This window comes from Rhodoferax sp. (genome assembly GCF_028689305.1).
GTDB lineage: Bacteria > Pseudomonadota > Gammaproteobacteria > Burkholderiales > Burkholderiaceae_C > Rhodoferax.
The window spans coordinates 30,702-50,874 of record NZ_JAQTWM010000011.1 but is presented as its reverse complement, the minus strand read 5'-3'; the positions used below and the strand labels follow the sequence as shown (position 1 = coordinate 50,874).

The window sequence follows — 20,173 nt, the reverse complement described above, 5'->3', positions numbered from 1 at the left end:
GGACTAGCTGCTCAGAAAGCGCTGATCAACGGGCACACCATACCCGATGGCCAGCCGATTGGTTTCGTTGGCCAGGCCAACCACGGCCAGCAACTCCCCGAACTGCTCATCGGTCATGCCCTTGGCCTTGGCCGCTGCCGTATGCGAGGCCATGCAATAACCGCAATTGTTGGTGATGCTGACGGCCACGTAGATCAGCTCCTTGGTCAGCGGGTCCAGCGCGCCAGAGCCCATCACCTGTTTGATGTTGTTCCAGATGCGCTCCAGCGTCGGCGGATGATGCGCCAGGACTTTCCAGAAATTGTTCACCCAGTCCGTCTGGCGGGTGGCCATGATGTCGTCGTAAACCGCTTTGACAACCGGGGAAGCCTGATCGTATTCAATAGGTGTTTGCAGTGCCATGGTGTTGATATCGGTGATGAGGGGGTTGAACACCCACCGATTTTGACAACACGGCCGGCCAACTCAGTCGGCAGCGCCTTTGGTCGCCACAATCACTTGAAAGTTGCCAAAAAACACCACATGGCGTTCGCAGCGCACGCCGGGCATGGCACTGAGTTGCAGCACCGGGTCGTGGGTGTTCCAGAGCGCCAGACCGTAGGGCTCGAACACTTTGAAATACGTCCAGCTCAGGGCCCGCAGCACCGAGGGCCGGGGCCGGTGAAATTCGGCCAAATAGAGCTTGCCCCCCGGGGCCAGCACCCGCATGGCTTCCTTGAGGGCTTCACCCTTGAGGTGATGCGGCAACTCATGCAGCAGGAAAAACATGACGTTGGCGTCCACTGAACCATCTGGAAGTTGCATCGCAATGGCGTTGTCCTGCCGGTAGTCGACCTGCCCGGCATAGCCACCCAGCTTGCGCCGGGCATGGTCCAGCTCGTTCTGGATGATGTCGGCCACCAGCACCTTGCGCGCCCCTGACTTGAGAGCTGCCTTCACCACCCGCGGCATCACATTGCCAAAGGCACAGGAGGTGATCAGGACCTGCTGGCCACGCAGGTCCGTGTGGTGCAAACCATGCGTGATCAGGGACACCAGCCGGCTGTACTGGAACAGCAGAATCGCGGCAATGATGGGCTGGTAGTCCACCAGCCGGATCAGGCGCATATTGGAATAAATCGGATAAACGTGGGCGGCTTCGTGATGCAGACGGCCCAAGGCGCCGCGCATGATCAGCGCGCCACGGGTCAGGGTGAAAAAAAACAGCGCGGTGCTGGCCAGTACCAGCACCACAGCAACCATGCTGTAAGTCAACCAGGTAGTCATGTCATTCCTTTGTGATCAACAGTGATCTGTGACGTTCATCATTTGTTAATAATCGCCATTAGACTGCTGCCATTGACAGGAAACTTGAGCCAGATCAGGTTTTGCTGAAAAACCCGGCGATCCCCCCTGGGACTGGCGCTGCCAAACCTAATGCAGCAGGATCACCGCCAGCGAAAACGTGACAAAGGCCGCGGCGGTGGACACCAGAATGATGCGTGCCACCCTTCCGTTGTCCGCACCAAAGCGCTCGGTCAGCAGCGACACATTGCTGGCGCTGGGCAAGGCCGCCACCAGCACCACCACCGTCAGGGCAAAAGGGTCCAGCGACATGCCCAAGCTGATCACCGCCCCCCCCACCAGCAACACCAGCAACGGGTGCAGAAACAATTTGAGCATCGCCACCGGCAGGTAGTCACCCAGTCGGGTGGCTGGCGCGTGCCCGGCCATGGCCATCATTTGTGATCGTGCCAACACCGCCCCAATGGTGAACAGCGCCACCGGTGACGCCGCATCAGCCAGCATCCCCACCACTTGCATCACCGGCGGTGGCAGGGCCAGTCCCAGTGCAGACACCAGCGCGCCCAGCAAAATCGACCAGGGCATGGGGTTGGTCAACACCCCCTTGAGGGCGTTCTTCAACGCCTTGGCCGCACCGTGTTCATCCGCACCATCCAGCCGGGACAAGGCAATACACAGCGAACTGATGACAATCATGTCAATCACCATCGTCAGGATGGTGGGGCCTGCGGCCTGCGCACCCAGCAAGGCCACCAGCAGCGGCACCCCCATGAAGCCAGAATTGGGAAAAGCCGCGACCAGGGCACCAAAGGCCGCGTCATTCCAGCCAATGCGGGAACTCAGGCTGGTGGCCACCGTGAAACCGACCATGATCAGACCACACACCAGCCAGGTGATGGCCACCGACACATCCAGCAACTGCGCAATGGGGGTGTTGGCGCCAAAGCGGTACAACATACACGGCAAGGCAAAAAACAGCACAAAACCATTCAAGCCAGGGATCGCCTCCAGGGGCAACATGCGTCGGCGTGCCGCCAGATAACCGCACAGCACCAGCGCAAAAAACGGGAAGGTGGTGATGAAGATTTTCAGCATGGCCACATCAGGCACCCGACGGTGCCTGCTCCAGCCATTGCGCCTGCCCTTGGGGCCCAGTCGGCTTGCCGTCGGTTCAACGCAGGTTTCCGGTGTGCCCCAGGGAGTACCTGCCGGGCAAGGGCCACATGGTCAGACCATGGGGCTCGGCGCCAACCGCCACCTTGTCGACTTTGCCATTGCTGGTGTCAAACCGGTACACCACGTCATCAAAACGCCCGGCCAGCCACAGCCATTTGCCGTCCACGCTGACATTGCCCATGTCCGGGCTGCCGCCCCCCGGGATGGGCCAGGTGGTCACCACCTTGTTGCTGGCAAAGTCGACCACGGTGACACTGCCCGGCCCCTTGCGCTTGCCGTGGATGGCATGGGAACCGCGGTTGGCCACATACAGCAACTTGCCGTCACGGCTGGGGTACAGGCCGTGGGCAGCCACACCGGTGGCAATGAAGCCGGTTTCCTTGAAAGAGGCACCGTCAATCAGATGGACCCCGTCAGCCATCATGTCGGCCACATAAAAGGTTTTGCCGTCAGGCGAAATCCGGATGTCCTGCGGCATGCCTTTGCGGGTGGTGCAGATTTCGGTTTCCAGCGGATTGAAGGTGTTGCCCACCTCCTTGAAACGCACTTTCGGCATCGTCAGCTTCAGATATCCCACCACACTTCTGGCCACCATGTCGATCTTGGCGACGCTGCCGTCGAACTCGCAAGTGAAGATGGCGTACCGCCCATCGATGGCAAAGTCACCATGGTTGATACCGCCGCATTGAGGCACCTCAATGGCGTATTGCAGCTTTAGAGTCTTCGGGTCGCGGAAATCGAGCCGACGTCTGGCTTCGGCCACCACGATGGCCGACTGGCCGTCCGGGGTGAAATACAGGTTGTACGGATCATCCACGTCAATGGCCTTGCCCGGTTTGCCGGTGCGCGGGTCGATCGGGGTCAGGCTGCCCTTGTTGCTGCGCTCGGCGTTGTTGGCCACCCACAGCGTACGCAGATCCCAGGAGGGCACCACATGCTGCGGTGCCTGCCCCACCTTGAAACGGTCGACCACCTTCAGGGTTTTGGGGTCAATCACCGACACGTCGTGGGAACGCAGGTTGGGCACATAAATACGCTCCAGGTCGTCCTTGACAGCCGCGCTGAGCTGGTCGGTCCGGGTGTCGCTGTAGAGGTTATCAGCGTCCGTCACCGCCGGCATACCCGGCACCGTCTGCACCACGGCCTTGGGCGCACTGGCCGCCGGCGTGGCCGAAACACCATGCATGACCAGAGAAGGGGTCAAGACCACCCCGGCAATAACCACGATACGTTTGAAATTGAACTTCACGAACGGATGACTCCACAGATTTACCGAATACCACGCTGCCGGATCGCGTCCTGAATCGCCTGAACCGACTGGTCCACAATGATTCGCACGCCCATTTGCCCCAGTTCCGCGCTGGCTTTGCGCGGATCACCATAAACACCATCGGCCGCACCGATTTTCGCCGCAGGTCTCAACCAGACCTCGCGCACCAGGGAAGGGTCCACCGCCAAGGCCAGGGAAGTATCGGACAAGCCGGCATGGGTGCCGATTTCGGTGTCCGAAAGCCCCCGGGCCCTGAGTTCCTGTGAAAAAGGGGCTTGGGCGGCTTCGTAATAAGCCGTCAGGCCGTAGGCGCGGTAACGGGTATCACCAGCCCATGCCTTGTTGAGTTTCTCCGCCGCACGCACTTCGTTTTTCTGATAACCGCCATGGTCACCAAGAAAAACCACATCGCGGAAACCATGCTGCTTGAAACTCCTGGCCGCAGCCACCAGCAGGTTTTCAAAGGTGTCGGGGGGGATCGAGATCGTCCCGGTAAAACGCATGTGGGCTTGCGGTGGGGAAATCGCCCCCTCAGGCACATAGGCCAATACCGGCGCCACCACCGCATTGCCCAGCCGCTGGGCGATCTGCCCCGCCAACGCCTTGACCCGGACATTGTGCTTGCCCAGCACCATGTGGGGACCATTCTGCTCGGTCCCGCCAATGGGAACCAGGATGGTCGTCACCCCGTGGGCGACCTTGTCACGCAGTTCAACCGAGGTCAGCTCTTCGAGAAACACAGTCTTGGCCGTGTCTGGCGCGGCCAGGGCCAGCCCCCACCAAGCCAAACTCAAACCAACCACCAGACAGGGCGGCAAACGGCGTCTTCTGAAAATGCTCAAACACATGACACCCATTGTGCCAAACACAAGACAAGCCATGCCCCGCTGCTACGCCTGGTGGCAGGTCAGGCCGGATTCATCACCATCCTCATGCCGCAGCATGGCATCGAGGTTGGCGCACAACGCCCGTCAATTTAGTCTGAGCAGGTGCGTGTTGTCTGGCTCCTGGTCCAAGGCAGCCGGTGTAGTCCTGACCTGCTCATCCGTCAGTTTGAACTGTGCCACCATCTGCACCAGATCCTGGGCCTGACTACGTAGGCTACCGGCAGCTGCAGCCATTTCTTCGACCAGAGCCGCATTTTGCTGCGTGGTGTGATCCATTTGGGACACCGCCTCCCCTACCTGCGTCACACCGGTGGACTGTTCACGGCTGGCCGAGCTGATTTCTCCCACAATATCGGACACATGCTCAATGGCCTTGACCACCTCGCTCATGGTCGCGCCAGCCCGGTCCACCAGGCTGGAGCCTTGTTTGACACTGGTCACACTGGCATTGATCAGCGTCTTGATTTCTTTGGCCGCATCTGCGCTGCGTTTGGCCAGGCTGCGCACTTCGCTGGCCACCACGGCAAAGCCACGCCCTTGCTCTCCGGCGCGTGCCGCCTCCACCGCCGCATTGAGCGCCAGGATGTTGGTTTGAAAGGCAATACCGTCGATCACGCCGATGATGTCGACGATCTTTTGGGACGACTCGTTGATGTCTTTCATGGTTTCCACCACTTGCCCCATCACCTCCCCCTCCTGCACGGCCACCGCCGAAGCGCCGGCGGCCAATTCACTGGCCCGGCGCGCCGAATCGGCGTTTTGCGCCACGGTTGCCCCCAGTTGTTCCATGGAGGCTGCTGTTTGCTCCAGCGCGCTGGCCTGCTGCTCGGTGCGATTGGACAAATCGGTATTGCCCTGGGCGATCTCAAAGCTGGCCGTGGCCACGCTGTCCGAACTCAAGCGCACCCCCGTCACCACACTGGACAGGCCCTGGCGCATCGACTCCAGCGCCCCGAGCAATTGCGCGGGTTCGTCCCGGCCCTTCACCTGCAAGGGGGTGGACAAATTGCCAGCGGCAAACTCCCTGGCTGCCAACACCGCCGCTTGGATCGGCACGGTGATCTGTCGCGCAATCCACCACCCCAGCACCATGGCCACGCCCAACACAATGGCCAGCACCAGCGCCACGGTGAACGTGGCCCTGGCGTAAGCCGCATGGCCGTCTTGTGCGGCCTGATCCGCACCCTTGACATGCAGGACATTCATTTCATCCAGTGTCTTGAAAATGGCCCGGAAGGTGGTTCTGGAATCACCTTTGAGGTATTTGGTGGTGAGCTCCTGCCCGGAGGGGCCAACGGAAGACAGCTCAAACAATGAGATGCTGGTGGCCAGGTAGGCTTGGCTTTCGGTCTTGTAGCGCTCATAGAGTTGCCGCTCTTGTGGTGCATCCAGCAGCTCTCCCAGTTTTTTCTCCAGCGCGCGAAGTTTGGCCACATCCGCCTTGAATCGCTCGGCCTCGGGCTTCTTTTCCTCAGCGCTGGCGGCGATCACATGCTGCAATTCGGCCCGGCGCATGTCATTGAGCAGGGCTTGCATGTCACCCACCACCCGGATCGAAGGCAGCCAGTTTTCTGATAGATCGGTGGTATCGGCGTCAATCCGGCCCATCTGCATCATGGACAACCCGCCAATCAGCGCGGTCAACAACACAATCACCCCGAACCCCATACCCAGCTTGGTGCTGATCTTGTAACGCGACAAGTCCATGACCCTGCTCCCGTCTGTTTGCTTACCTCAAATTACACCATCGACCTCGCTTTTGTCCAATAGAAAACCGGCAGGAACATGACATAACTCAAACCTGACGGTGTCGGGCTGGCTGGGTATGATTCGCCCCTTCGCGAAAGTTGTCGTCCTCCATGTTTGCCCACTCCCCCAACTCCGGCCTGAACCTGGCTCAGCAAGAAGCCGTCAATTACCTGCACGGCCCGTGTCTGGTGCTGGCCGGCGCCGGCTCGGGCAAGACACGGGTGATCACCCACAAGATCGGCCGCCTGATCCAGTCGGGGGTGGCGGCCAAGCGTATTCTGGCCATCACCTTCACCAACAAGGCTGCCAGCGAGATGCGCGAACGCGCCCGCGGCCTGATCGGCAGAGCCGCCAAAGACGTGGTGATCTGCACCTTTCACGCCCTGGGTGTGCGTCTGCTGCGTGAAGATGGCGCAGCGCTGGGTCTCAAACCCCAGTTTTCGATTCTGGACAGCGATGACGTCACCAGCATCCTCAAGGACGCTGGCGGCAGTGTGGATGCCGCGACCGCACGATCCTGGCAATGGACCATCAGCCTGTGGAAAAACCTGGGGCTCAATGCGGCAGCGGCAGCGGCGCAGGCCAGCAACGACAACGAACGCATCATTGCCCGGGTCATGGCGCACTACGAAGAGCGGCTGGCGGCCTACCAGAGTGTGGATTTTGATGACCTGATTGGTCTGCCCCTCAAGCTGCTCCAGAACCACGAGCCCGTCAGGCAGAAGTGGCAGAAATTGATCGGGCACATTCTGGTGGACGAATATCAGGACACCAACGCCACCCAGTATGAGATGCTCAAACTGCTGGTGAACGGTGACCAGCCGGCGCAGGCACGGTTCACTGCCGTGGGGGACGACGACCAGTCGATCTACGGCTGGCGTGGCGCCACGCTGGACAATCTGAAGAAGCTGCCGATCGACTTCCCCACGCTGAAAGTCATCAAGCTGGAACAGAACTACCGCTCCACCAGTGCCATCCTGCGTGCTGCCAACAATGTGATCGGCCCCAACCCCAAGCTGTTTCCGAAAAACCTGTGGAGCGACCTGGGCGAAGGTGAGCCGGTGCGGGTGGTGGATGCCGACACCGAGGAACACGAGGCCGAGCGAGCCGTCGCCCGCATCCAGAGCCTGCGCGCCAGCGGCACCAGCACGGGGGGACCCCAATTCAAGGAATGGCGTGACTTTGCCGTGTTGTACCGCGCCAACCACCAGGCCAAACCGTTCGAAAAGGCCCTGCGCCGGGCGCAAATTCCCTACAAGGTGTCCGGTGGCACCAGTTTTTTTGACCGCGCCGAAGTCAAGGATCTGTGTGCCTGGTTTCGCCTGTGGATCAACAACAACGACGATCCGGCTTTTTTGCGTGCCGTGACCACGCCCAAACGCGGCATCGGCCACCAGACCCTGGCGCACCTGGGCGACTTTGCCAGCAAATACCGCCTCAGCATGTTCGAGGCGCTGTTCTCCAGCAGTCTGGGCAGCGTCATTTCAGGCAAGGCGCTGGGCAGCCTGCATGAATTCGGCCGCGAGGTCAACGACCTGGAGTTCCGTGCCCGCCACACCCTGGGCGCCGAAGCCGCCAAGGCCTTTTTGCTGGATTGGCTCAAGGACATTGGCTACGAGGCCTACCTGTACGACGGTGAGGACAGTGAAAAAGTCGCCGCCGCCCGCTGGAGCAATGTGCTGGACTTCATCGACTGGATGTCCGGGCGCTGTGGCGGGCAGATTGAAGACGCCACCGGTGTCAACACGGCGGGGGAGGTCAAATCACTGCTTGAAGTGGCCCAGACGATTTCGCTGCTGTCGACCATCAGCGAGCGCGAGCAGGACCAGAACGTGGTGACACTCTCGACACTGCACGCCTCCAAGGGCCTGGAGTGGCCGCATGTGCTGCTGGTGGGGGTGACCGAGGGCATGCTGCCGTTCAAGCAACGCGACAACCCCGACGAGACGGCGCCGAGCAGGGCATCCAGCATCCAGCGCGCCGCCGCCCTTGAGGCCGCCAGCGAAAGCCTGACCCAGCACCTGCAGGAAGAGCGCCGCCTGATGTATGTGGGCATCACCCGTGCCCAGCGTAGCCTGGCGGTCAGCTGGACCCGCAAACGCAAAAAGGGCCGCGAGATGGTCGCGGCCCAGCCCAGCCGTTTCATCACCGAAATGGGGCTGGACCAAAATACCGTCAAGGAAGACCCGCGCGAAAAACTCAAGGCCTTGCGCGCCGAGTTTGCACAGAAGGCGCAGGACAGTGCCGCAGCACGGGCACTGGTACGCTAACGCCACTACCCCTGGAGGGCCATTCATGAAAATCCATTACGCTATATTTTTTGTAGCTTTATGCACAATCAATACCTGGGCTAGAGGCCAAATTAGCACTCAAGACCCGGTTGGGCCAAAGTCCGCTGACTGGCAACAGTGTCAGGCCCTCACGGACAGGGATGCCCGTCTGCGCTGTTTTGACCAGTGGGCCGCGCAGCAGCCCGGGGCCGCATCCCGCTCACCCTCGGAAACCGCTGCCGCCGCGTCAGTCAACCCTCCCGTGGTCCAGGTCGCCCCCACGGCACAACCCGCCACGGAGCCTGTCACCATCACCATGCGTGCGCCGGAAGCCCACAACTGCAAGAACCCGCGCTTTTCGGAGTTGTCGCGCTTCTGGGAGCTTGAGGCTGGCAGCGACTGCGGCACCTTTGGCATCCGCGGTTACAAACCCATCAGCCTGTCCTGGATCGGGGCCAACCATGTCAACACCCAACCCAGCTCCCCCAGCCCAGGGCATACGGCCGCGGGCATCACCCCCTACAGCAACAACGAAGCCCGCATCCAGTTGTCGGTGCGCACCAAGATCGCCCAGGGTCTGCTCACGCAGGGGGAGCCCTTCAAACGTGACTCGGTGTGGTTTGGGTATAGCCAGCAGTCCTACTGGCAACTGTTTACCGGCGACCTGTCGCGCCCCTTTCGCAGCACCGACCACGAGCCCGAGGTGGCCTATATCTACCCGATGGACCTGAGCCTGCCCGCAGGCTGGCGCTGGCGTTATGCGGGCTGGAGCATCAACCACCAGTCCAACGGCCAGTCGCTGCCGCTGTCGCGCAGCTGGAACCGCAACATCCTGATGGCGGGTTTTGAAAACGGCAACACCCTGCAACTGACCGCCCGTCTGTGGCAGCGGGTGCCCGAAGCTGCCGAAGACGACGACAACCCCGATATCAGCGACCTGGTGGGCCGCGCCGAGCTGGCCGGACTCTGGCATCCGGATGGGAAAAATACACTGGGCCTGACCTTGCGCCACTCGCTGAGGGCCCAGGCCAATGGGTCGATCCGGTTGGAATGGCTCAGAGCGCTGACCAATGACAACCCGCTCACCGGTAAAAATGGCCTGCGTTTTCACACCCAGCTATTTTCCGGCTATGGCGACTCGCTACTGGACTACAACCGCCGGCGTACGGTGCTCAGTGTCGGCCTGAGTCTGGTGGATTGGTAGATAAAGAGAGCAACAACGTCATCTTCTGAGCGGGCCACTGGCGGTTTTGATACGGACAGCCAGCCACAACCACACCCTGACCGCAGACAAGGCGGCCTGGCGCACCGCCATACCGATGAGCGCATATGCGCCAAAAGTCATATCAGGGTTTACTCTAATAGTATCTAATATTGACACTTTTCAACAAAGCCGCCAAAATTCATGCTTTAGATCAACCCGGAGTTTGACCCATGGGGGCCACCACTTTTGAGCCAGTACAACGTCTTCATCACTTTGCCTGGCGCTGCAAGGATGCCGAACAAACCCGGGCGTTTTACGAAGACCTGCTGGGCCTGCCGCTGACCCACGTCGTCCGCGCAGACAACGTTCCCAGCACCGGGGAAAACACACCTTACGTGCACATTTTTTTTGAGCTGCAGGATGGTTCTTCCGTGGCCTTTTTCGACCTCGGCAATAACCAGTCCGCACAACCCTCACCCAACACGCCAGCCTGGGTCAATCACCTGGCACTCAAGGTGGGTTCATTGGCATCACTGGAACGCGCCAAGCAGCGTCTGGAGGCTGCCGGCGTCGAAGTCCTGGGCATCACCGACCACGGTTTTGTGCGCTCCATTTACTTTTTCGACCCGAATGGCGTGCGATTGGAACTGACCGCCGACATGACGAGCGGAATAGTCTCTGATTCTGATAGAGAAAATGCCCGCGTCAAACTCAATGACTGGACGGCCGAAAAAGCTGCCCGTGCTGCCCACTGAGTCGCCATTCAACTTTATCAAGGAAAACCTTCCCATGCACCTGCCCCACAGGCAACCCCACCCGTCCAGCTATTTCAAGTACGAGATCTACCCGTTCGTCCGGCCGTCCGACATGGGTGCGCCAGAGCCGACCCACCACCCGGTGGTGGTGGTGGGCGCCGGCCCGGCCGGGCTGGTGCTGGCCATTCAACTGGCATCCAACGGCGTCGCCTGTGTGCTGATCGAGTCCGAAGCCCAGGTCAGCGGCGGTAGCCGTGCCTTGGCCCTGACCAAACGCTCGATGGAGATCATCGAACAGTCGGGGGTTGCCCAACAGTTTTTGCAACGCGCCCTCGTCTGGAAAGACGGCTACAGCTTCTACAAGAACCGGGTGGTGCACCACCTGGACCTGCCGTTTTCGGAAGATGACAAATTCGCGCCGATGACCAACCTGCCGCAATGCGTCATGGAAAAAATTCTGGTGGATCGCGCCCGCGAGCTGGGTGTGGACATGCGCTTCCAGACTCGACTGGAAGCCATGGAAGCAACGGCTGATGGTGTGACTCTGACCCTGGACACCCCCGAAGGTGACTATCGTATCCATGCCGACTGGGTGGTCGGTTGTGATGGCGCACGCTCGGCCGTGCGACGCCTGCAGGGGTTGCGGTTTGAGGGCAAGTCTTATGAAAGCCGCTTTGTCATTGCCGACTTCAACATCGCACTGGAGGAACCCACAGGACGGCGCTGTTATTACGAGCCGCCTTGGCTGCCAGGTCACACGGCGTTGATGCACAAGGCGCCCGGCGGTATCTGGCGACTGGACTACCAGGTTCCGGACGACGTGACGGACGAACAGGCGCTTGACCCCAAGCGCATCCACGGACACATTCAGGCCCACCTCGACTACATCGGGGTTGATCTGCCCTGGACCATCGAGTGGACCACGCTGTACAAACCCAACACCTTGACGCTGGCCAGCTACCACCATGGCCGCGTGCTGTATTGCGGGGACGCTGCCCATTTGCTGCCGGTGTTTGGCGTGCGCGGCATGAATACCGGCATTCAGGATTCGATCAACCTGGCCTGGAAACTCGCGGCCGTGGTACACCATCAGGCGCAGGCTTCGATCCTGGACAGTTACAGCAGCGAACGTGTCGCTGATGCGCGCCAGATCTGCATTGAAGCTGGCCGCAGCACACGCATGATGGCACCACCCACACGGGGTTACCGGGTCCTGCAACAAGCGGTGTTGTCCCTGTCGCTCAACCATGCGTTCACCCGTGGCCTGCTGCACTGGCGCACATCCCACCCGATCGACTACGCCAGCAGTCCGCTGACCTGGGTCGATGCCACGGAAAGCAACTTTGCTGCCGGCCCCACTCCTGGCGCCCCGGCACGCAATGTCCAGCTCGAACCCGGCAAGCCCGACAGTGCCTACCTGCTGGATGCTTTCCAGCCGGCTTTTCAGGTACTGGTGTTCGGACAGAACGCAGCACTGTGGCAAGCAGCGCGCGAAGACGTGCTCGCTGCCAGGCAGCAGGGCCTGCGGGTACGCCTGATGGCGATCACGGTTGACGGCACACCCATGGCCGACGCGGACGCCGTGCTGCACGATCCACTCGGCCATGCCCAGGCGTTATGGGGTACAGCCGACGGTGCCGTGTATGTCCTGCGCCCCGACCAACATGTCTGCGCCCGCTGGAGCGCCAGCAGCGGCACCCGCGTGAAGCAGGTGCTCGACCATGTGCTCTCTGCAGCCCAGGCCACCCCCGCCGTTTAACAGGAGACACCATGAGCCAACTGACGTTTCCCCAGCTTGAAGCGCTGTACGACGAACTGGCCACCGCGATCGACGCGGCCGGGCCCGAGCAGGAAAGTGTTTTCCTGGCCAAACTGGTCTTGAACCTGGCACAGGAGTTGGGCGATGCCACACGTATCTCGGCGCTGATTCAGGACAGTCTGAATGAGCCCGCCACCGAGTCGCAGCCTCATCAGCGGCTGATTTAGTTTTTAAAGAGGTCATTCCAACATGAAACAAGCCATTCGACACCAGTGGGTGCATGTCAGTTACGCTGAAACCAGCCAGATCACCGAGACTTACGGTTTCGTCGGTAGCCAGGGCACGGTCAACCTGGAGGGCCTGCTGATTCGCCCTGAACAAGCCTCATCGGACACCGTGTTCCTGATGATGCATCCCAGCTCCACCCTGCAATTGCTGCCGCTGCCCACGGCCATGGCCGAAGCCGGCTACCCGGTGTTGTGTATGGGCAGCCGCTACGCCAAGAACGACTCGGCCTTGATTTATGAGAAAGTGGCACTGGACCTGGGCGCCTGTGTGCGTCACGCCAAGGAACAGCTCGGCTTCAAACAGGTCATCCTGCTGGGCTGGTCAGGCGGTGGCTCACTGGCGCTGTTCTACCAGTCACAGGCGCAGAATCCCACCATCACCGCCACCCCGGCCGGGGACCCGGTTGATCTCACTGCCGCCAGACTGTTGCCAGCCGACGGGGTGGTGCTTGAAGCAGCCCACCGCTCACGCGCCCGCTGCCTGACCGACTGGATTGATCCGTCCGTGCTGGATGAACTCGACCCAGACAAGCGTGATCCAAAATTTGATCTGTATGCCCCCGATCTGCCAGTGCGCCCCCCCTATCCAGCTGACTGGCTGGCGGCCTACCGCGCCGCCCAGCTGGCCCGGGTTCGCCGCATCACGGCACGGGTGCAGGAAACCCTGGAGATGCTGAGAAAACGCGGTACCGCCGAGATGGAGCGCGGCTTCGTCACCCACCGAACCATGGCTGAACCCAGATTCCTGGATGGCAGCATCGACCCGAATGACCGCCCGATCGGACACTGCTACCTCGGTGTGCCAGAGACGGTGAACAACGGCCCGGTCGGGCTGGCCCGTTTCTCAATGCTGCGGTCCTGGATGTCGCAATGGTCGATTGACCACTCCCGCGCTGACGGAGAAACCTGCGCCAGCCAGATCAATGTGCCGCTGCTGGCCATCGAACACAGCGCCGACGATGCCGTGCCCCAGCCTGACATTGGCCTGATGTACCAGGCCTGCGGCAGTGCCGACAAGGAAATGCTGTGCCTCAAGGGAGCCAACCACTATTTCAAAGGCCAGCCAGAGCATCTGCGCCAGTCAGTCCAAGTGATTTCTGACTGGACGCAGCGCCACAACTGGTGAGATTTTCCTGTTCCCGTTCCACTCATCCAAGGAGACAAACCGTGAGTCATCAAAACCCAAACCGCCCTTTCAATCATCTGCGTCGTTGCCTGCTGGGAGGTGCTGCCGCCCTGCTGGGCGGCCTGAGCTTTTCCGCTGCTGCACAGCAGGCCTATCCGAGCAAGCCGATTCGCTGGATCGTGCCCTACAACGCCGGCGGCGCCAGTGACATCGTCGCACGCCTGATCGGTGAAGGCCTGGGCAACGCCCTTGGTCAGCGCGTGATGATCGAAAACCGCCCGGGCGCCGGCGGCACCGTCGGCATCCAGGCGATGGTCAGCTCGCCAGCAGACGGCTATACCCTGGCCACTGCCGACAATGGCACGCTGTACAACAACTGGTACCTGTTCGAGAAGCTGCCTTACAACCAGAACAGTTTTGAATATGTGGCCATGACTGGCCGCTTCCCCCTGGTGCTGGCGGTCAACAAGAGTGTGCCGGCCAAGACCGTCAAGGAATGGCAACAATGGGCCAAAAAAGAGGGCGGCAAGGTCAACTACGGCACCCCCGGCGTGGGCTCTCCTCACCACATGGCCATGGCCACGCTTGACGACATGTTGGGTCTGCAGATGCAGCATGTCCCTTACAAGGGTGACTCGGCGGCCGTGGTTGATCTGGTCGGCGGTCAAATCCAGACCATGCTGATGGGTGTCGCCACGGCCCGCCAGTACCTCAAGGATGATCGCATCCGCTTCCTGGCCGTCACCTGGCCAACCCGGTTGAGCAGCATGCCCGACGTGCCCACACTGGAAGAAGCCGGCGTCAAGAACTTCGATATGAGCGCAGAACAAGGTATCCTGATGCCCGCTGGAACACCCAAGGAAGTGGTCCAACGTGTGAACAAGGAAGTGGCCAAAGTCCTCAACACCCCCGCTGTGCGCGACAAACTGGAGACGCTGGGCATGTATCCAGTGTTGAAGTCACCTGAAGAGTTCAAGGCCTACGTCTTGAAGACAGCAACGGCTGCTGGCGACATCATCAAACGCAAAAATATCAGCCTCAACTAAAGTCAATCCAATTGACGTGAACCGTGCGACCCGGCGCCAGCAAGGAGGATGTCCCTGCCGGCGCCGGGTTCAAACTTGATCAGAACAACATGAACATCACAGCGCAACGCCCTTTGCAAGGGATTCGTATCATCGAAATGGGAAGCCTGATCGCAGGTCCGTTTGCCGCCAAGACACTGGGAGATTTTGGCGCAGAGGTGATCAAGATCGAACCCCCCGAAACCGGGGACCCGCTGCGCACCTGGCGCACGCCTGTCGGCACCACGTCGGTCTGGTGGCATGTGCAGTCCCGCAACAAGCAGTCGGTCGCTATTGACTTAAGACAGGTCGAAGGTCAGGCGCTGGTACGGGAGCTGGCACGCGAGGCCGATGTGCTGATTGAAAATTTTCGCCCAGGGACACTGGAGCAGTGGGGTCTTGATTACGACACCCTCTCCAGGATCAATCCCAAGCTGATCATGCTGCGCATCTCGGGTTATGGCCAGTCCGGCCCCCTGCGTGATCTGCCTGGCTTTGGGGTGATCGCCGAAGCCATGGGAGGTTTGCGCCACATCACCGGTATGCCTGGGCAGGCCCCCGTGCGTCCGGCCATCAGCATTGGCGACTCGCTGTCGGCGCTGCACGGTGTGATTGGTGTGCTCATGGCGCTCTACCACCGCGTGGCACATGGTGGCACCGGTCAGGTGGTGGATGTCGCACTGTATGAGTCGGTCTTCAACATGATGGAAGGGGCGGTCTCTGAATTTGACCGTTACCAGATGGTGCGCGAACCCGCAGGCAGCGCCCTGCCAGGCGTCGCGCCCACCAACGCGTATCCCTGTGCCAACGGCACCTATGTGCTGATTGCCGGCAATGGTGACAGCATTTTCAAACGTCTGATGCAATTGGTTGGCCGCGACGATCTCGCCAACGATCCGCGTCTGGCCAGCAATCCGGGGCGGGTTGAACAAATGGCCGTGATCGACGACGCCATTGCGGCCTGGACCCGGCAACACACCCTCGACGAAGCGCTGGCAGCCCTGGCCACCGCACGGGTCCCGGCGGGCAAGGTGTTCACCATCAAGGACATCGTCGAGAACGAACACTACCAACAGCGCGACATGCTGCGCACTATTCAACTCAAGGACGGCTCCAGCCTCAAGGTTCCCGGCATCGTCCCCAAGCTCAGCCTCACGCCAGGCGGTTTTGACGCCGGAGGCCCCGAGCTCGGTGAGCACACCAGCAAGGTGCTGCGTGCCGCCGGCCTGTCCGAAGCCACCCTGGCCGAATTGCGTGCCAAAGGAGTGATTGCGTGAGCGGGTTGGTGTTGCCCCCAGCCGGGCAGCGCATCTACGTCAATGACGTGGTGATGCGTGACGGCCTGCAAAACGAACCGGTATTTGTGCCCACCGAGGACAAGGTGGCTCTCGCTGACGCGCTCAGTCTGAGCGGATTGCACAAGATTGAAGTGACCTCGTTCACGTCTGCCAAAGCCATTCCCGCACTGCGTGACGCGGAAGCGGTGATGCACCAGATCAGGCGTGTCCCTGGCGTCACCTACGCGGCCCTGGTGCTCAACACCCGTGGTGCCGAGCGGGCGCTGGAATGCCAGGTGGATGAAATCAATCTGGTCGTCTCGGCCAGCGAAACCCACAACCTGGCCAACACCCGGATGACACGCCAACAGTCACGTCGATCGCTGCGCGAGATCGTGAAGATGGTCGAAGGGAAAATGGCCGTCAACCTGTCGGTGGCCACGGCCTTTGGTTGCCCCATGGAAGGCCGGGTGGCAGCGGACGATGTGCTGGCCATTGCCGATGAATTTGTGGCCCTGGGCGTGGCAGGTATCAGCCTGTGCGACACCACAGGCATGGCCAATCCAGTGCAAATCCAACAGCTGTGCGCAGGCCTGCCACAACGCTGGCCCAACACCGAGTTGACCCTGCACATCCACAACACCCGCGGTCTCGGACTGGCCAATGTGCTGGCCGGCCTGTCAGCAGGCATCACCCATTTCGATGCGTCGCTGGCCGGCTTGGGCGGCTGCCCGTTTGCGCCGGGAGCCAGCGGCAATATCTGCACTGAAGATCTGGTGCACATGCTGCAGTCCATGGGGTATGAAACCGGCGTTGACCTGGCGCGCCTGTTAACCTGCGCCAGCCACATTCCTCGTCTGGTCGGACATGATGTGCCAGGACAGGTTCTCAAGGCCGGCCCCTGGGACCACCGTCATCCAGTTCCTGCAGACTTTGAGGAAACCCGCGCCCGCGCGCTGGCCCGTGACAACCCATCATCCACCGCCTGACTGGCGCGATGCAACGACCTTTTTTTCACACCAATATGGCACGCACTCTTTACGACAAACTCTGGGACGAACATGTCGTCCATACCGAAGAAGACGGCACTGCCGTTCTTTACATTGACCGTCATCTGGTTCACGAAGTCACCAGTCCGCAAGCATTTGAAGGCTTGCGCGAAGCCGGGCGCAAGGTCTGGCGTGCCAGCTCCGTGGTGGCCACAGCGGACCACAACACCCCGACCACCGGCTGGGAACGGGGTTATGACGGCATCACTGACTCTGTCAGCAAGGAGCAGATCACCACCCTGGATACCAATATCCGGGAATTCGGTGCTGCCGCCTACTTCCCGTTTCTGAGCCCGCGCCAAGGCATCGTGCACGTGATCAGTCCGGAAAGCGGCGCCACCCTGCCTGGCATGACCGTGGTCTGTGGTGATTCACACACATCCACACACGGCGCTTTTGGTGCGCTGGCGCACGGCATCGGCACCAGCGAAGTCGAACATGTGCTGGCAACCCAGACGCTGCTGGCCAAAAAGGCCAAAAACATGCTGGTGCGTGTCGACGGCGTGCTGACAAAAGGCTGCACCGCCAAGGACATCGTGTTGGCCATTATTGGCCACATCGGCACGGCGGGTGGCACCGGGTACACCATCGAGTTTGGCGGTTCAGCCATCCACGCGCTGTCGATGGAAAACCGAATGACGTTATGCAACATGGCGATTGAAGCCGGTGCCCGTGCTGGTCTGGTCGCGGTGGATGAGAAAACCATCGCCTACGTCAAAGGCCGTCCGCTGGCGCCGTCTGGTGTCGCCTGGGACCAGGCCGTGGCTTACTGGAAGACCCTGCATTCCGATGCCGAGGCCCGGTTTGATGCGGTGATTGAACTCGATGCCACGCAGATTGCGCCGCAGGTCACCTGGGGCACGTCACCCGAAATGGTGCTGCCCGTGACGGCTGCGGTACCAGACCCCGACCGTGAAAAGGACACCAACAAACGTGCGGCCATGGAGCGTGCGCTGAATTACATGGGCTTGCAGCCTGGCAAGACACTGACCGACATTCATGTCGACAAGGTGTTCATCGGCTCCTGCACCAACAGCCGCATTGAAGACATGCGAGATGCGGCGGCCGTGGTTAAAAAACTGGGACAAAAAATCGCCAAAAACATCAAACAGGCGCTGGTGGTACCGGGTTCAGGACTGGTCAAACAGCAAGCCGAGCGCGAAGGTTTGCACGAGATTTTCCTGGCGGCAGGCTTTGAATGGCGTGAACCGGGATGCTCCATGTGCTTGGCAATGAACGCCGACCAGCTGGAACCGGGCGAGCGCTGCGCCTCTACCAGCAACCGAAACTTCGAGGGGCGCCAGGGTGCCGGTGGACGCACCCATCTGGTCAGCCCCGCCATGGCGGCGGCTGCAGCCATCCACGGTCATTTTGTCGACGTCCGATCCCTCTCCTGAACCATCCATGGAAAAATTTACCCTGCTCCAAGGCCTTGTGGCCCCGATTGACCGTGAGAACGTCGACACTGACGCCATCATTCCCAAACAATTTCTCAAGTCGATCCGCAAAACCGGCTTTGGTAGCAACCTGTTTGACGAGTGGCGTTATCTGGATGTTGGCTACCCAGGCCAGGATCCAGCCAGCCGCAGACCCAACCCTGACTTCGTGCTCAACCAGCCGCGTTATACCAATGCCTCCATTTTGCTGACCCGACGGAACTTTGGTTGTGGCTCCAGCCGGGAACATGCACCCTGGGCATTACAACAATATGGTTTCCGTGCGCTGATCGCCCCGAGCTTTGCGGACATCTTCTTCAACAACTGCTTCAAGAACGGTCTGCTGCCGATCGTCCTACCAGAGACCACCGTGTCCCGATTGTTTGATGCAGTGAATGCGCTGCCGGGTTACCGCCTGAGTATTGACCTGGAGCAGCAAGTGGTGATCACCCCACAAGGGGAAAATATCGCCTTTGACGTCCAGCCCTTTCGCAAGTATTGCCTGCTCAATGGCTTTGATGATATTGGCTTGACACTGCGTCACAAGGAAAAAATCCGGGCTTTTGAAGCCGAACGTCTGGCGGTCAAGCCCTGGTTGGCTGCGACGATGCCAACCTGATCACCCGCACCGGGCAAATAAAAAGCCCTCTGCGAATCGCAGAGGGCTTTTTTGTGATCAAACCAGAACCGGGGTCACTGAAGCTGCACTCAGGCAGCGACAGCCTTCCCCCTCAAAGGGCAAAAACGCCCAGATACTGACTGATACCGAGGTGCACAGGATGGGTGCTGGACTTGCCGCCCGGAGCCGTCAATGTCAAAACATAGCTGCCACTCTCCGGTTCCAGTCCGTCAATTTTGAATTCCCCAAAGTGATCGGTGATGGCGGCACCGACCACCTTGCCGTTGTGTGAAAGCTCGGCCGAGACACCGGACTGGCAATCCTCCACGCCGTCGGTCACGCGCACCAGTGTGCCCCCAACAAACGCCTTGTGCATCAGGTGCAGGTTCTTGTAGTAGACCCGCGGCTTGGTTTTTCGCTCAGGCAACAGGACATCGAGCTTCTCCGCCGTGGCGATCTCCCGCATCTCTTCGTCGCTGACTTTCAGGGAGCGCAAGGCACCGGTGGCGCAGACCTGCTCGGCGCGCGTGCGGGTCCAGCCAGCATCCATCAGATGGGCATCAAAAATCCATTTCTGAGGCAAATCCAGCTCATCATTCCAATAGATCACTTTATAGGGACAGGAGTTGACAATCTGCTTCTGACCTTTGGCCTTCACCGGGTCAATGATCACAATGCCATCATCACGCTGATACACCGCGCCATCTTTTCCTGCGCGAATACATGGTGCGTCGTCACACTGGTTGCACATGACCGGCATCGAATGGGCGTCGACAATCGGGGCCTGCCCCCGCTCGTGACGACGCATGGCGATCCACTCATGCCCGTGTAATGGCTGGGGCGCCGAGTAGCCGGGAAAATCGTTGCTGACGTGTTCATCCTTGGTGACCAGAAAACAGTTGTGGCAGTTCTCGCATTTGGCGACGTCCACGATCATGTTCCATTTTTTACTCATTTGCTC

At 60.4% G+C, this 20,173-nt stretch carries 18 protein-coding genes; 11 read left to right on the top strand and 7 right to left on the bottom strand.

Annotation, left to right across the window (positions count from 1 at the left end; all coding sequences use genetic code 11):
- Positions 1-3 precede the first annotated feature (3 nt).
- The 6 genes from PHW99_RS04165 to PHW99_RS04140 form a co-directional block, all read right to left on the bottom strand.
- Positions 4-402: a carboxymuconolactone decarboxylase family protein gene (locus PHW99_RS04165; RefSeq protein WP_300174083.1), complete on the bottom strand. Its 399-nt coding sequence runs from the start codon at positions 400-402 to the stop codon at positions 4-6.
- A 63-nt stretch (positions 403-465) separates the two neighbouring features.
- Positions 466-1,266: a class I SAM-dependent methyltransferase gene (locus PHW99_RS04160; RefSeq protein ID WP_300174081.1), complete on the bottom strand. Its 801-nt coding sequence runs from the start codon at positions 1,264-1,266 to the stop codon at positions 466-468.
- Between the two features lie 147 nt (positions 1,267-1,413).
- Positions 1,414-2,379, bottom strand: coding sequence for an AEC family transporter (locus tag PHW99_RS04155; RefSeq protein WP_300174079.1), 966 nt, complete (start codon positions 2,377-2,379; stop codon positions 1,414-1,416).
- Positions 2,380-2,455: 76 nt separating this feature from the next.
- Complete coding sequence (locus PHW99_RS04150; RefSeq protein ID WP_300174106.1) at positions 2,456-3,646, bottom strand: YncE family protein; 1,191 nt, start codon at positions 3,644-3,646, stop codon at positions 2,456-2,458.
- Between the two features lie 83 nt (positions 3,647-3,729).
- Positions 3,730-4,548 (bottom strand): creatininase family protein, encoded by an 819-nt coding sequence (locus tag PHW99_RS04145; protein WP_300174076.1) that lies wholly within the window; start codon positions 4,546-4,548, stop codon positions 3,730-3,732.
- A gap of 153 nt (positions 4,549-4,701) precedes the next feature.
- The gene (locus tag PHW99_RS04140) at positions 4,702-6,324 is read right to left on the bottom strand and encodes a methyl-accepting chemotaxis protein (protein ID WP_300174074.1); all 1,623 of its coding nucleotides are present in this window, start codon (positions 6,322-6,324) and stop codon (positions 4,702-4,704) included.
- A gap of 152 nt (positions 6,325-6,476) precedes the next feature.
- Here PHW99_RS04140 and PHW99_RS04135 point away from each other — a divergent pair, with 152 nt between their 5' ends.
- The 11 genes from PHW99_RS04135 to leuD all read left to right on the top strand — a co-directional run bounded on the left by PHW99_RS04135 (position 6,477) and on the right by leuD (position 19,212).
- Positions 6,477-8,636 carry an ATP-dependent helicase gene (locus PHW99_RS04135; RefSeq protein ID WP_300174072.1) on the top strand — a complete coding sequence of 720 codons (2,160 nt, stop codon included), beginning with the start codon at positions 6,477-6,479 and terminating at the stop codon, positions 8,634-8,636.
- A 316-nt stretch (positions 8,637-8,952) separates the two neighbouring features.
- Complete coding sequence (locus PHW99_RS04130; RefSeq protein WP_300174070.1) at positions 8,953-9,840, top strand: phospholipase A; 888 nt, start codon at positions 8,953-8,955, stop codon at positions 9,838-9,840.
- Positions 9,841-10,070: 230 nt separating this feature from the next.
- Complete coding sequence (locus tag PHW99_RS04125; protein ID WP_300174068.1) at positions 10,071-10,595, top strand: VOC family protein; 525 nt, start codon at positions 10,071-10,073, stop codon at positions 10,593-10,595.
- Positions 10,596-10,629: 34 nt separating this feature from the next.
- The gene (locus tag PHW99_RS04120; protein ID WP_300174066.1) at positions 10,630-12,354 is read left to right on the top strand and encodes an FAD-dependent monooxygenase; all 1,725 of its coding nucleotides are present in this window, start codon (positions 10,630-10,632) and stop codon (positions 12,352-12,354) included.
- An 11-nt stretch (positions 12,355-12,365) separates the two neighbouring features.
- Positions 12,366-12,581, top strand: coding sequence for a DUF2783 domain-containing protein (locus PHW99_RS04115; protein WP_300174064.1), 216 nt, complete (start codon positions 12,366-12,368; stop codon positions 12,579-12,581).
- A 22-nt stretch (positions 12,582-12,603) separates the two neighbouring features.
- Positions 12,604-13,767, top strand: a complete 1,164-nt coding sequence (locus PHW99_RS04110) for an alpha/beta hydrolase (RefSeq protein WP_300174063.1) — start codon at positions 12,604-12,606, stop codon at positions 13,765-13,767.
- A gap of 41 nt (positions 13,768-13,808) precedes the next feature.
- Positions 13,809-14,813, top strand: coding sequence for a tripartite tricarboxylate transporter substrate binding protein (locus PHW99_RS04105; protein ID WP_300174062.1), 1,005 nt, complete (start codon positions 13,809-13,811; stop codon positions 14,811-14,813).
- An 89-nt stretch (positions 14,814-14,902) separates the two neighbouring features.
- Positions 14,903-16,108 carry a CaiB/BaiF CoA-transferase family protein gene (locus PHW99_RS04100; protein ID WP_300174060.1) on the top strand — a complete coding sequence of 402 codons (1,206 nt, stop codon included), beginning with the start codon at positions 14,903-14,905 and terminating at the stop codon, positions 16,106-16,108.
- Positions 16,105-17,097, top strand: a complete 993-nt coding sequence (locus tag PHW99_RS04095; RefSeq protein ID WP_300174058.1) for a hydroxymethylglutaryl-CoA lyase — start codon at positions 16,105-16,107, stop codon at positions 17,095-17,097. The genes PHW99_RS04100 and PHW99_RS04095 overlap by 4 nt, the downstream gene beginning before the upstream one ends.
- 35 nt (positions 17,098-17,132) lie before the next feature.
- Positions 17,133-18,554, top strand: coding sequence for a 3-isopropylmalate dehydratase large subunit (leuC, locus tag PHW99_RS04090; protein ID WP_300174056.1), 1,422 nt, complete (start codon positions 17,133-17,135; stop codon positions 18,552-18,554).
- A 7-nt stretch (positions 18,555-18,561) separates the two neighbouring features.
- Positions 18,562-19,212, top strand: a complete 651-nt coding sequence (gene leuD / locus PHW99_RS04085) for a 3-isopropylmalate dehydratase small subunit (protein WP_300174054.1) — start codon at positions 18,562-18,564, stop codon at positions 19,210-19,212.
- A gap of 112 nt (positions 19,213-19,324) precedes the next feature.
- On the opposite strand, the gene PHW99_RS04080 is transcribed toward leuD, so the two are convergent.
- Positions 19,325-20,167, bottom strand: a complete 843-nt coding sequence (locus tag PHW99_RS04080) for a 4Fe-4S dicluster domain-containing protein (protein ID WP_300174051.1) — start codon at positions 20,165-20,167, stop codon at positions 19,325-19,327.
- Positions 20,168-20,173: the final 6 nt, after the last annotated feature.